At 70.4% G+C, this 12,385-nt stretch carries 11 protein-coding genes; 8 read left to right on the top strand and 3 right to left on the bottom strand.

Going from position 1 to position 12,385, the window contains the following annotated elements:
* Nucleotides 1–15 precede the first annotated feature (15 nt).
* Together QFW81_RS00960 and yhbY are read right to left on the bottom strand one after the other, a co-directional pair.
* A complete protein-coding gene (locus QFW81_RS00960; RefSeq protein WP_280576687.1) occupies nucleotides 16–390 on the bottom strand; it encodes an Mth938-like domain-containing protein in 375 nt (124 codons plus the stop codon).
* 13 nt (nucleotides 391–403) lie between these two features.
* The gene (gene yhbY / locus QFW81_RS00955) at nucleotides 404–709 is read right to left on the bottom strand and encodes a ribosome assembly RNA-binding protein YhbY (protein ID WP_280576686.1); all 306 of its coding nucleotides are present in this window, start codon (nucleotides 707–709) and stop codon (nucleotides 404–406) included.
* Between the two features lie 137 nt (nucleotides 710–846).
* Between yhbY and rlmE the strand changes: the two genes are divergently transcribed.
* The 5 genes from rlmE to QFW81_RS00930 all read left to right on the top strand — a co-directional run bounded on the left by rlmE (nucleotide 847) and on the right by QFW81_RS00930 (nucleotide 6,456).
* Nucleotides 847–1,494: a 23S rRNA (uridine(2552)-2'-O)-methyltransferase RlmE gene (gene rlmE / locus QFW81_RS00950; RefSeq protein ID WP_280576685.1), complete on the top strand. Its 648-nt coding sequence runs from the start codon at nucleotides 847–849 to the stop codon at nucleotides 1,492–1,494.
* A gap of 30 nt (nucleotides 1,495–1,524) precedes the next feature.
* Nucleotides 1,525–3,441 carry an ATP-dependent zinc metalloprotease FtsH gene (gene ftsH / locus QFW81_RS00945; RefSeq protein ID WP_280576684.1) on the top strand — a complete coding sequence of 639 codons (1,917 nt, stop codon included), beginning with the start codon at nucleotides 1,525–1,527 and terminating at the stop codon, nucleotides 3,439–3,441.
* Nucleotides 3,442–3,572: 131 nt separating this feature from the next.
* Entirely contained in the window at nucleotides 3,573–5,198 is a 1,626-nt protein-coding gene (locus tag QFW81_RS00940; protein WP_280576683.1) for a TPR end-of-group domain-containing protein, read from the top strand.
* A 45-nt stretch (nucleotides 5,199–5,243) separates the two neighbouring features.
* Nucleotides 5,244–6,140 (top strand): dihydropteroate synthase, encoded by an 897-nt coding sequence (gene folP / locus QFW81_RS00935; RefSeq protein WP_280576682.1) that lies wholly within the window; start codon nucleotides 5,244–5,246, stop codon nucleotides 6,138–6,140.
* Nucleotides 6,141–6,189: 49 nt separating this feature from the next.
* Nucleotides 6,190–6,456: a DksA/TraR family C4-type zinc finger protein gene (locus QFW81_RS00930; RefSeq protein ID WP_280576681.1), complete on the top strand. Its 267-nt coding sequence runs from the start codon at nucleotides 6,190–6,192 to the stop codon at nucleotides 6,454–6,456.
* 1 nt (nucleotide 6,457) lies between these two features.
* On the opposite strand, the gene QFW81_RS00925 is transcribed toward QFW81_RS00930, so the two are convergent.
* Entirely contained in the window at nucleotides 6,458–7,648 is a 1,191-nt protein-coding gene (locus QFW81_RS00925; RefSeq protein WP_280576680.1) for a transglutaminase, read from the bottom strand.
* Nucleotides 7,649–7,799: 151 nt separating this feature from the next.
* Between QFW81_RS00925 and QFW81_RS00920 the strand changes: the two genes are divergently transcribed.
* The 3 genes from QFW81_RS00920 to QFW81_RS00910 all read left to right on the top strand — a co-directional run bounded on the left by QFW81_RS00920 (nucleotide 7,800) and on the right by QFW81_RS00910 (nucleotide 12,029).
* Entirely contained in the window at nucleotides 7,800–8,588 is a 789-nt protein-coding gene (locus QFW81_RS00920) for a fused MFS/spermidine synthase (protein WP_280576679.1), read from the top strand.
* A gap of 68 nt (nucleotides 8,589–8,656) precedes the next feature.
* Nucleotides 8,657–10,699 (top strand): S9 family peptidase, encoded by a 2,043-nt coding sequence (locus QFW81_RS00915; RefSeq protein ID WP_280576678.1) that lies wholly within the window; start codon nucleotides 8,657–8,659, stop codon nucleotides 10,697–10,699.
* A 34-nt stretch (nucleotides 10,700–10,733) separates the two neighbouring features.
* Nucleotides 10,734–12,029 (top strand): MFS transporter, encoded by a 1,296-nt coding sequence (locus QFW81_RS00910; RefSeq protein ID WP_280576677.1) that lies wholly within the window; start codon nucleotides 10,734–10,736, stop codon nucleotides 12,027–12,029.
* Nucleotides 12,030–12,385: the final 356 nt, after the last annotated feature.

Below are 12,385 nucleotides of genomic sequence, written 5' to 3'. Positions count from 1 at the left end.
GGCGTCTGACGCCGGTCAGTCCCCCAGGATGAACCCGGCGACGACGCGGCGGCCCTCGCCGGCAAGCACGTTGTAGGTGCGCGCGGCTGCCGCATTGGTCATCGTCTCGAGGCCGACCCCGCGTGCCAGGCAGGCGGCCATGGCCTTGGGTGGCGGAAACGCCTGGGTCGCGCCGCTGCCGAGCACGATCAGCTCGGGCTGCAGCGCCAGGACCGGTTCGAGGTCGGATACCTGCAGCGCCCTGACGTCGTCGACCGGCCAATCCTCGACCAGGCGATCCGGAGCGACGAGGAAGCTGCGTTCCAGGCGCCGGTCGTTCACGAGCGCCGAATGGCCGTCGGCGCCGCGCAGGAAATAGTCGAAGTCGGGCCGTTCGTGGACCAGCTGCATCGCGACCCCGGTCCTACGCCCGCGGCAGGACGATCTGGCGTCGGTCCTTCGACGGGCGGTACAGCACCGCCACGTGCCCGATCCGCTGCACCAGCGCCGCGCCGGCGGATTCGGCGATCCGGGCGATCAGCTGGTCGCGCTCGTCGCGGTCGGCTGCGGCGACCTTGATCTTGATGAGCTCGTGGTGCTCCAGCGCCCCGTCGATCTCGGCCACCAGCGCGTCGGTGACGCCCTTGCCCCCGACCTGGAGCATCGCCTTGAGGTCGTGCGCCTGCCCGCGCAGGAAGCGGTTCTGGGCGGCGGTCAGGACGGTCGACATCGGGAAGGGCGGCGAGGGAAGGAGTGCGGGCAGGGTATCATGCCGCCCCGCGACTCCTTACCGGGACGCCACCGCGCCCGCCCGCGCGGCAACCGCGCCCGACCGACCCTCCCCGCCGCGGGGAGGGGGATGACCCGATGGCCACCCGCAGCAAGAGCAGCCAGCGCTGGCTGAAGGAACATTTCTCCGACCCCTACGTGAAGAAGGCGCAGGCCGAGGGCCTGCGTTCGCGCGCTGCGTACAAGCTCGAGGAACTCGCCGGCCGCGACCGCCTGCTCAAGCCGGGCATGCTGGTGGTGGATCTCGGCGCGGCGCCGGGAGGCTGGTCGCAGTGGGTGCGCCAGGAGCTCGACCGCCTCGATCCGGCGCGCCCCGGCCGGGTGCTGGCGCTCGACATCCTGGAGATGCCACCGCTGGCCGGGGTCGAGTTCCTTCATGGCGATTTCAGGGAGGATGCGGTCTTATCCAGCCTTGAGACGTTGCTGGCCGGACAGTCGGTGGACCTTGTGTTGTCCGACATGGCCCCCAACAAAAGCGGTGTGGAAGCGGTCGACCAGCCACGGGCGATGCACCTGTCCGAGTTGGCCATGGAGTTCGCCGACCGCCACCTCAAGCCCGGCGGCACGTTCCTGATCAAGTTGTTCCAGGGAACGGGGTTCGACGGATTCGTCCGTGACCTTCGCAAGCGTTACGCGAAGGTCGCGATCCGCAAGCCGGCCGCATCGCGTCGGCGTTCGCCGGAAGTCTATGCGCTCGCGCAGGGCAAGCTGGCGGCAATCAAGTAGCATGCCCCTATTGGAGTCCCGGAAACCCCGATGAACGACCTGGTGAAGAACCTCCTGCTGTGGGCGATGGTCGCCGTGGTGCTGATGCTGGTGTTCAACAGCTTCAGCCCGGGCACCGGCGCGTCGAGCGAAGTGCGCTACTCGCAGTTCATGGAGCAGGTGCGGCGCGACCAGATCAAGTCGGTGAAGATCGCCGAGGACGAGAAGACGGTCGAGTTCGTCACCAAGGGCGGCGAGAGCGGCACCGTGATCGCACCGCGCCGCGACGAAGGGATGATGGACGACCTGATCAACCACAAGGTCGACATCCAGGCCGCGCCGCCGTCGAGCGGGCCGTCGCTGGTGTACATCCTGATCAACCTGCTGCCGGTCGCGCTGATCATCGGCTTCTGGTTCTTCATGATGCGGCAGATGCAGCAGGGCGGCGGCAAGGGCGCGATGTCGTTCGGCAAGTCGCGCGCGAAGCTGCTGAACGAGGACCAGACCAAGGTCACCTTCGCCGACGTCGCCGGCTGCGACGAGGCCAAGGAGGAGGTCTCCGAACTGGTCGAGTTCCTGCGCGACCCGTCCAAGTTCCAGAAGCTGGGCGGCAAGATCCCGCGCGGCGTGCTGATGGTCGGCCCGCCCGGCACCGGCAAGACCCTGCTCGCCAAGGCCATCGCTGGCGAGGCCAAGGTGCCGTTCTTCTCGATCTCCGGTTCCGATTTCGTGGAGATGTTCGTCGGCGTCGGCGCCAGCCGGGTGCGCGACATGTTCGAGCAGGCCAAGAAGCACGCACCTTGCATCATCTTCATCGACGAGATCGACGCGGTCGGCCGCCATCGCGGCGCCGGCCTGGGCGGCGGTCACGACGAGCGCGAGCAGACCCTCAACCAGTTGCTGGTCGAGATGGACGGCTTCGAGGGTGGCGAGGGCGTGATCGTTATCGCCGCGACCAACCGCCCCGACGTGCTCGACCCCGCGCTGCTGCGCCCGGGACGCTTCGACCGTCAGGTGGTGGTCGGCCTGCCGGACGTGAAGGGCCGCGAGCAGATCCTGCGCGTGCACATGCGCAAGGTGCCGCTGGCCGACAACGTCGAACCGCTGGTGATCGCGCGCGGTACGCCCGGTTTCTCCGGTGCGGACCTGGCCAACCTCGTGAACGAGGCGGCGCTGTTCGCCGCGCGCGAGAACGGCAAGGACGTGCGCATGGACCATTTCGACAAGGCGCGCGACAAGATCCTGATGGGCGCCGAGCGCCGCTCGATGGCGATGAGCGAGGAAGAGAAGACGCTCACCGCCTACCATGAGGCCGGCCACGCCATCGTCGGCCGCCTGGTGCCCGAGCACGACCCGGTCTACAAGGTGACGATCATTCCACGCGGCCGCGCCCTGGGCGTGACCATGTACCTGCCCGAAGGCGACAAGTACAGCTACAACCGCACCGCGATCCAGTCGCAGCTGTGCTCGCTGTACGGCGGGCGGGTGGCGGAGGAACTGATCTTCGGCAACGACAAGGTCACCACCGGCGCGTCGAACGACATCGAGCGCGCGACCAAGATGGCGCGCAACATGGTCACCAAGTGGGGCCTGTCCGACGAGATGGGGCCGATCGCCTACAGCGAGGACGAGGATGAAGTGTTCCTCGGCCGCTCGGTGACGCAGCACAAGAGCGTCTCCGACGACACCGCGCGCAAGATCGACGAGGTGGTGCGCGGCATCCTCGACAAGGCCTACGGCCGCACCACGGCGATCCTCACGGAGAACATCGACAAGTTGCACTCGATGGCCAAACTGCTGCTCGAGTACGAGACCATCGACGTGCCGCAGATCGACGCCATCATGGAAGGTCGCGAGCCGCCTCCGCCGATGGGCTGGATCGAGTCGGGCAAGGGTGGCAGCGGCAAGGGTGGCGATGGCGATTCGCGTCCGCTGCCCCCGATCGGCGGGCCTGCCGAGCAGACCTGACCCGGGCGCGGCGGCCGCTGCCGGCCGCTGCGCGCGTTCTGCCTGTGGATGACGGTGCCGGAAGGCCGTAGGTGCATGTCGTGCACCTCCGGACGCTCGCGGGCCGCGACCGCAGGGAGGGGCACACCGCCATGTCGGACTGGATCGGAGCGCTCAGGCGCGGCCTGGCCGAATTCCGGCGGCGCAGGGTGTTCCGCGTCATGGCCGTCTACCTGGTGGTCGCCTGGCTGCTGGTGCAGGTCGCGGATGCCACGTTCGAGCCGCTGGCGCTGCCCGAGTGGTCGGCGCGGCTGCTGATCGTGTTGCTGGCGCTGGGCTTCGCGCCTACCGTGGTGCTTGCATGGATCTATGACATCGGGCCGCAGGGCGTGGCCCGCACCCCGCTGCCTCCGCCCGGACCGACGGAGCCGCCCGCACCTGCCGACGTCCTGCCGCAATCCGCGACTGCGGCCGCTGGCGTCGCCCCGGCCGAAGCCTCGGTGGCGATCCTGCCGTTCGCCGACCTGAGCGAAGACCACGACCAGGACTACTTCTGCGACGGTCTGGCCGAAGAGATCCTCAACGCGCTCACCCGCGTGCGTGGCCTGCGTGTGGCGTCGCGCACGTCCTCCTTCCGGTTTCGCGATGGCGCGACCGATACCCGCGAGATCGGCCGCCTGCTCAGGGTCGCGGCGGTCATGGAAGGCAGCGTGCGCAAGGCGGGCGACCAGGTGCGCGTCACCGCGCAGCTGATCGACGCGGGCAACGGCTACCACCTGTGGTCGCGCACCTTCGACCGCCGGCTGGAGGACATCTTCGCGATCCAGGAAGAGATCGCGCGCAAGGTGGTCGAGCTGATGCGGCCGTCGTGCGGATCCGCGCCCGAACTCGACCTGCAGCGGTATGCGCCACGCGACATGCGTGCATACGAGTTCTACCTGCGTGGCCGCCAGCTGGAGGGGCGGACGACCGCGGTGAGCTGGCGGCAGGCGCCGCAGATGTTCCGCAGGGCGATCGCGCTGGACCCCGGCTACGCGCATGCGCACGCGGGTCTCGCCGACGCGCTGGTGGAGCTGTCGCTGTGGCGGCTGGAACCGGCGGACACCGTGCTGGAGGAGGCCCGCGCCGCCGCCCGCCGGGCGCTGGAGCTGGCGCCGGAACTCGCCGAGGCGCACGTGGCGTTCGCGCACACGCTGTGGCTGGAGGACAGGCACGACGCGGCCGCGGCGTCGTTCCGTCGCGCGCTCGAGCTCGACCCGACGCTGTATGTCGCGCACTACTACTTCGCCAGGCACTGTTTCGCACGCGGCGAGTTCGCGCGCGCGACCGACCTGTTCGAGTCCGCGCACGCGGTGGATCCCGGCGAATTCCAGGCGCTGTCGCTGGCGGTGGGCGCGGCCGAGGCCGAGGGAGACCGGGACCGGACGGCGCGCCTGGCGCGCGAGGCGCTGGAGGCGGCGCTGCACCAGGTCGAGATCGACCCGGACAATGCCCGCGCCCACTACATGGCCGCGGCGCTGCTGTTGCGGCAGGGCGACGTGGAGGGCGGGCGGCAGTGTGTCGTGACTGCCCTTGCCCTGCGTCCGGCCGACTTCGACGTGCTCTACAACGCCGCCTGCTTCCACGCCATGGCCGGGGAGGCGGACCGGGCCCTGGACCTGCTCGAGCGGGCGGTCGCCACGGGGCAGGGCTTCGGCGACTGGATCGAACGTGACCCGGAGCTGGCGTCGGTCCGCGGGCTGCCGCGCTACCGCCGGATCCTCGCCTGCCTGGACTGAACGCGGCGCCCGCTATCATGCAACGCCCTGGCGCGGAGCCTGCCCATGTTCGATACCAGTCCGCAGATCGACTGCGGCGGACGCATCCTGCGGCTCGACCGGCCACGGGTCATGGGCATCGTCAACGCGACGCCCGATTCGTTCTCCGACGGCGGCGAGCACTTCGATGCCGACGCCGCGGTCGCGCATGGACTGCGGCTGGTGGAAGAAGGGGCCGACGTGCTCGACGTCGGTGGCGAATCCACACGTCCGGGCGCGGTCGACGTGCCGGTCGAGGAAGAATTGCGGCGCGTGGTGCCGGTCATCGAACGCCTGGTGCGTGAAACGGCGCTTCCGGTCAGCGTCGATACGTCGAAGCCGGACGTGATGCGTGCGGCGGTCGCGGCCGGCGCAGGCATGATCAACGACGTCCAGGCGCTGCGCCGCGACGGCGCGCTGGACGCGGCCGCGTCCCTGGGCGTCCCGGTGGTGCTGATGCACATGCACGGCGAGCCGGGATCGATGCAGGAGGCACCGGAGTACGACGATGTGGTCGGCGAGGTGCACCGGTTCCTGGCCGAGCGCATCTTCGCCGCGGAGATGTCCGGCATCCCGAAGCAGCGCCTGCTGGTCGACCCCGGCTTCGGCTTCGGCAAGACGACCGCCCACAACCTGCAGCTGCTGGCGCAACTGCAGCGGTTCATCGAGCTCGGCGTGCCGGTGCTGGCGGGGCTGTCGCGCAAGCGCACGATCGGCGAGCTGACCGGGCGGGAGCTGCCGCGTGAGCGGGTCGCCGGCTCGGTCGCCGCGCACCTGGTTGCGGTGCAGCGGGGCGCGGGCATCGTGCGCGTCCACGACGTGGCCGCGACCGTGGATGCGCTGAAGGTCTGGAGTGCGGTGGCCGCCGTGCCCATGCCGCGGGAAGCGTCGGCGCCGGCGGTCCGCTGGCCCGACGAGACGTAGACAACGCCTGGGGTACAACCGCAGGCAGGCGAAAGCCGGGAGGACGGCGATGGCGACCGGATGGGCGGGTGACGGCGCGGTGCAGGACCAGATCGACGCGACCGTGAAGGATGCGATCAAGCGTGCGCGCAGCCAGCTGCCGCAGGGCCCCGGCCGCATGCACTGCGAGGAGTGCGACGCCCCGATCCCGGAGGCGCGGCGCAAGGCCATGCCCGGGGTGCGGCTGTGCATCGCCTGTCAGGAGGCGGAGGAGAGCGAGGAGCAGCCCGGCAGCGGCTACAACCGCCGCGGCAGCAAGGACAGCCAGCTGCGTTGACTCAGGGAGTTGCGCGCCGCAGCCGGTCCAGCTTGCTCTGATAGCGCGCCTGCATGTCGCCGTTACTGAGGTCGTGGGCGCGCTGCAGTTCGCGCCCGGCCCCGCGCGCATCGCCCAGGTGCAGCAGCGCACGCGCCAGGCCCGAGTGGAAGCGGTGCTCGCCGTCGTACAGGGAAATCGCCCGCCGGTACTGGCGCGCGGCCGCGGCATGATCGTCCCGGCGCTCGGCGTCCACGGCCTGCATGAAGTGGTGGTACGGGTTGCGCAGGCGCAGGCGCTCGAGCCGGTCGCGGTAGCGCGCCGCCCTCGCGTCGTCGCCGCGTGCGGTGTACAGCGAGGCGAGGTTCATGAGCGCCCCGTCGTGGGCCTTGTCGAGTTCGAGCGCATGGGTGAAGGCCTGTTCGGCGGCGTCGGGCTGCGCCGAGCGCACCCTGAGCACGCCGGCATTGTTCCAGGCAGTGGCGTAACCGCCATCGGCCGCAAGCGCGGCGTCGATGTAGCGCGCGGCGTCGACGGTTGCGCCGCGACCCAACAGGTCCGCGGCCCGGTTGCTGTAGTAGACCGCCATCAGGCGGCGGTCGTCGACCCGTTGCGGCGTGTCGAGGGTCATCAGGCTGTCGCTGCCCACGTCGACCGTGTACTCGTGCCTGCCGATGCGGATGCCGGCATTGACGTGGTTGCTGAAATACAGGGTGTCGCCTTCGGCATACCACGCCAGCGTCCTGGCGATTTCCTGGCCGTAGGCCTCGATGCCCGCCGCACGCGCCAGGGCGATCGTGAGCAGGGTGAAGGAGAGGCAGTTGGCCTCGCGCGTGCTCCAGGTCTCGCCGACCGTGTGGTTGGCATCGTGGCGGTACTGGATACCGAGCCCGTCGGGCTCGTACATGAACGCGACCAGGCGTTCGAGCCGCGCCATGCTGCGTGGCGTGCGGTCGATGACCTGCGTCTGCAGCGCCTGCGCCAGTGGCGGGGGCAGTTCCATCACCTGTTCGGGCGATGGCACCGTCGGTGATGGCATCCCGTGATCCACGGGGGTGGCCGGGGATGCGGCCAGTGCAGCCGCCAGCAACCAGGCGATCATGGCGGCCTCCTCCTGGGCGTGGCAGCCGTCCACAGTGTACGCCGTGGCGGGAATCCGGATGCTGCGCTGCGACAGCGGTGCATCGCCGACGACACCGGTCCCTGTCGACAAGGGCGATCCTGTGCGGTCGGGCTTGGGGTAGCCTTGCGCGGGCGCTTTTTCGGGACACGATGGGGACATGGCGGAGCCGGGCGACGAGCGGGATCAGCGAACCTCGACGCAACACCGGGCCTCGACTTGGCAGCGGGCGGGGGAACATGCCGTGCGCACCGGATCCGACGTCCCGTGTGTCGGCGAGACTGCCGGCGGCGGTGCCGACGCCACGTCGGCCTCCGCCAAACCGGTGATCCTGCGCGGCTGGCGCCACACCGACCTGCAGTTCGCGGGCGGCGTGTCGCAGAGCCGGATGCGGACCTTCCGGCCCGGGCATCTCGCGGTCGACTACACGCGCACCATGATGGCGAGCCTGCTCTGGTGTCCGCGGCCGGCACTGATCGGAATGGTCGGGCTGGGCGGCGGATCGCAGGTGAAGTTCTGCCATCGCTACCTGCGGCAGACCCGGCTGGAGGTGGCGGAAAACAATCCGCACGTGATCGCGCTGCGACGCACGTTTCGCGTGCCGCGCGACGACGCGCGGTTGCAGGTGCTGCTTGCCGACGGCGCGCGATTCGTCCAGGAACGACGCGGTCGGTTCGACATCCTGCTGGTGGACGGATACGACGCGTCCGGCATCCCGGCCGAACTGTCGAGCCAGCGCTTCTACGACGATTGCCGCGATGCGCTGGCGCCGGGCGGCGTGTTCGCCAGCAACCTCTACGCCACCGATTTCGCCGACCACCTGTCCAAACTGCGGCGCAGTTTCGGCGCGGAGCATGTCTGGATGCTGGAGGAGGCGCGGCAGAGCAACCGGGTGGCGTTCGCGTGGGTGGGCGATCCGTTCCCGGACGGGCGCATCGACCTGCCGGCGATCGCGCGTGTCCTTCCCCCGCGCCTGGCCAAGGACCTGGCCGGCGAGTTCCAACGGGTCGCGGCGGCGTGGCGCGCGCGCTGACCGTTCGGCTTGCCATCGCGCCCGGGCCGGGCCAAAGTTTCCCGCTCATGCCTGACAGGGGTTCGATGATGCGCCATCCGATGTTGCGGGCCGCGGGCCTGTTGCTGCTGCTCGCGCTCGTACTGCCGGCGTCCGCCGCCGGTGGCGGTCTGACGCTCGAACAGATCGCGAAGACGCGGGCCGTCACCCAGGCCGCCATCAGCCCGGACGGGCGCGGAATGGCGTACGTGCTGTCGGTGCCGCGCGAGATCGGCAAGGACGACGACGGTCCGGCCTGGGCCGAACTGCACACGCTCTCGCGCGAAGGCGCCGGCCGCGGCTTCGTCACCGGCAAGGTGAACGTGGCCGGCGTGGCCTGGTTCCCGGACGGACGCTCGCTGGCGTACCTGGCCAAGCGCCAGGGCGACGACACGCGCACGCTCTACCGCATCCCGGTCGACGGCGGCGAATCCGAGGCGATCGCCACGCTCGAGTCCGACATCACCGCCTTCAGCCTGTCGCCCGACGGACGCCGCGTCGCGCTTCTGGCCACCGCACCCGAGAGCGACGAGGCCAAGGCGCTGAAGAAGCAGGGCTTCAGCCAGAAGGTGTACGAGGAGGACTGGCGCCCGGTCCAGCTGTGGATCGCCGATGTCGGCAGCGATGCCGGATCGCCGCGCCGGATCGAGCTTGAGGGCAGCGTGCAGTCGGTGCAGTGGAGCCCGGGTAGCGATCGCCTCGCGCTGCTGGTCGCGCCCCGCCAGCTGACCGACGACACCCTGGTGTTCACCCGCGTGCGCATCGTGTCCCCGGACGGAAAGGAACTGGGGCGCGTCGACAATCCCGGCAAGGTGGGCGGGCTGTCGTGGAGTCCGGACGGCGCGCACCTGGCCTTCATTTCGGCGCAGGACGAGCACGACGCGCAGCAGGGACGGCTGTTCGTTGTCGGCCGCGATGGCGGCGCCTGGCGCGACCTGCTGCCGGATCTGCCCGGGCACGTGGTGGACGTGGAGTGGCGCGATGCGGACACGCTGCTGTTCCTGAGCTGGGAAGGCGTGCAGGCCCGACTGGGCGAAGTCGGCGTGGCGGGTGGCCCGCAGCGCACCGTGCTGGCGCCCGAGGGGCCGGTGTGGAGCGGGTTCGACCGCGCCGGCAACGGCGACATCGCGCTGATCGGCAGCACACCGTCGCATCCGAACGAGGTGTTCCTGCTCACCGGCGAAGGCGCATCGCCGCGCCGGCTGACCGACAGCAATCCGTGGCTCGCAGACGTGCAGCTCGCGCGCCAGGAAGTGATCCGCTATCAGGCCCGCGACGGACTCGGGATCGAAGGGCTGCTGGTGCATCCGCTGCAGCGGCGCGGCAATGCGCGCGTACCGCTGATCGTCGTGGTCCACGGCGGCCCGGAATCGCACTACACCAACGGCTGGCTGACGGCGTACTCGCAGCCGCTGCACCACGCTGCGGCGCAGGGCTATGCGGTGTTCCTGCCCAATTACCGCAGCAGCACCGGCCGCGGGGTGGAGTACTCGAAGAAGGGCTTCGGGCGTCCGGGCATGGAGGAATTCGACGACGTGGTGGATGGCGTCGACCACCTGGTCGACATCGGCCTGGTGGACAGGGACAAGGTCGGCATCACCGGCGGTTCCTACGGCGGCTATGCCAGCGCCTGGGGCGCGACGTACTACAGCGAGCGCTTCGCGGCTTCGGTGATGTTCGTCGGCATCTCCGACCAGGCCAGCCTGGTCACCACCGGCGACATCCCCTGGGAACAGCACCTGGTGCACATGGGCACGTGGCCCTGGGAAGACCCGGAGCTGTTCCGCAAGACCAGCCCGATCACCTACGCGCAGCAGTCGAAGACGCCGACGCTGATCCTGCACGGCGAGGCCGACCCGCGGGTGCCGGTGATGCAGTCCCACATGATGTACCGCTACCTCAAGCTGGCCGGCCAGGCGCCGGTGCGGCTGGTGCTGTATCCGGGCGAAGGCCACGGCAACGCGCGCGGAGCGTCGCGCTACGACTACTCGCTGCGGCTGATGCGGTGGATGGACCACTACCTCAAGGGCCCCGGCGGCGAGCCGCCGGCGTACGCGCTCGAATACGCGCTGCCGGAAGCCGAAGGCAAGTGAGCGACGTTCGCGTCCGGTGGCGGGCGGCGACGCGATGAGCGCAGCGGCCCCAGCGGCGGTGCGCACGGTGTCCGGCGCCGACAAGCGCCGGGTGCTGTTCGCGAGCCTGATCGGCACCACGATCGAGTTCTTCGATTTCTACATCTACGCCACGGCGGCGGTGCTGGTGTTCCCGCACCTGTTCTTCCCACCCGGCGATCCGGCCACGGCCACGCTGCAGTCGTTCGCGACTTTCGCCCTGGCCTTCATCGCGCGGCCGTTCGGCTCGGCGCTGTTCGGCCATTTCGGCGACCGGGTCGGGCGCAAGGCGACGCTGGTGGCGGCGCTGCTGACGATGGGCGTGTCGACGGTGGTGATCGGCCTGCTGCCCACCTACGCCCAGGCCGGCATCGCCGCGCCGCTGCTGCTGGCGCTGTGCCGGCTCGGCCAGGGCGTGGGCCTGGGCGGCGAGTGGGGCGGGGCGGTGCTGCTGGCGACCGAGAACGCGCCTCCGGGCAAGCGCGCCTGGTACGGCATGTTCCCGCAGCTGGGCGCGCCGATCGGCTTCCTGCTGTCCACCGGCGTGTTCCTCGCGCTCACCCACTTCATGAGCGATGAGGCGTTCCTGGCCTGGGGCTGGCGCATCCCGTTCCTGGCCAGCGCGGTGCTGGTGCTGGTGGGGCTGTGGGTGCGCCTGCGCATCACCGAAACCCCCGATTTCCAGCAGGCGCTGGAGCAGGGCGAGCGCGTGCGCCTGCCGATGGCGAGCGTGCTGCGCGAGCATCCGGGCCGGCTGCTGGCGGGCACGCTGTCGCTGGTGGCGACGTTCGTGCTGTTCTACCTGATGACGGTGTTCGCACTGAGCTGGGGCACCTCGAAGCTCGGCTATTCGCGCGAGCACTTCCTCTGGCTGCAGATGCTGGGCGTCCTGTTCTTCGCGCTGACCATCCCGGCCGCGGCGCTGTACGCGGACCGGTTCGGCCGGCGCAACGCGATGCTCGCCGCCACCGTGCTGATCATCGCGTTCGGATTCGCGTTCGCGCCGCTGCTCGAATCGGGCAGCGACTGGGGCGTGCTCGCGTTCCTCGCCCTGGGCCTGGGCGCGATGGGGCTGACCTACGGGCCGTGCGGCACCATCCTGGCCGAGATGTTCCCGACCGCGGTGCGCTACACCGGCGCGTCGCTGGCCTTCAACCTGGCCGGCATCCTGGGGGCGTCTCCCGCGCCCTACATCGCCACGCGCCTGGGCGAGCGCTACGGGCTGCAGTCGGTGGGCTGGTACCTGGCGGCGATGGGGGGGCTGACGCTGCTGGCGCTGCTCACGGTGCGGCGGGATTCGCGCGGCAGGTAGTCGCTGCATCGCGAGCGGCGTACAGGGCTCCGGATCGGCCGCAGGCCCACGGCGCCGGGGCGTGGCCCCGCTCGGGCACGCGTCCGTAACCGCGCTCGCGGCCGTGGCACGTCCCTGTGCCTGGCAACGCCTCCGCGCCGGGAGCCTGTGGCGTCCGTCGGTGCGGTCGTGGCGTCGATCAGGTCGACCCGTGGCGAAGTTCATGCCCGACGGGGGGCTTGTCGGCGTAGCCCGGGTAAGCGCAGCGCACCCGGGGGCGGTGATCGGCCCTCAGGGCGCCCACGGCCACGGATGCGGCTTTCCACGCCCGACCCACTAGACTGGTCAACATCCGACGAACGATCTCCGGAGCGGGA

It is taken from the genome of Luteimonas kalidii (assembly GCF_029887935.1).
GTDB lineage: Bacteria > Pseudomonadota > Gammaproteobacteria > Xanthomonadales > Xanthomonadaceae > Luteimonas > Luteimonas kalidii.
The sequence above is the reverse complement of the archived record's forward strand: the minus strand, read 5'-3'. Positions and strand labels throughout refer to the sequence as shown.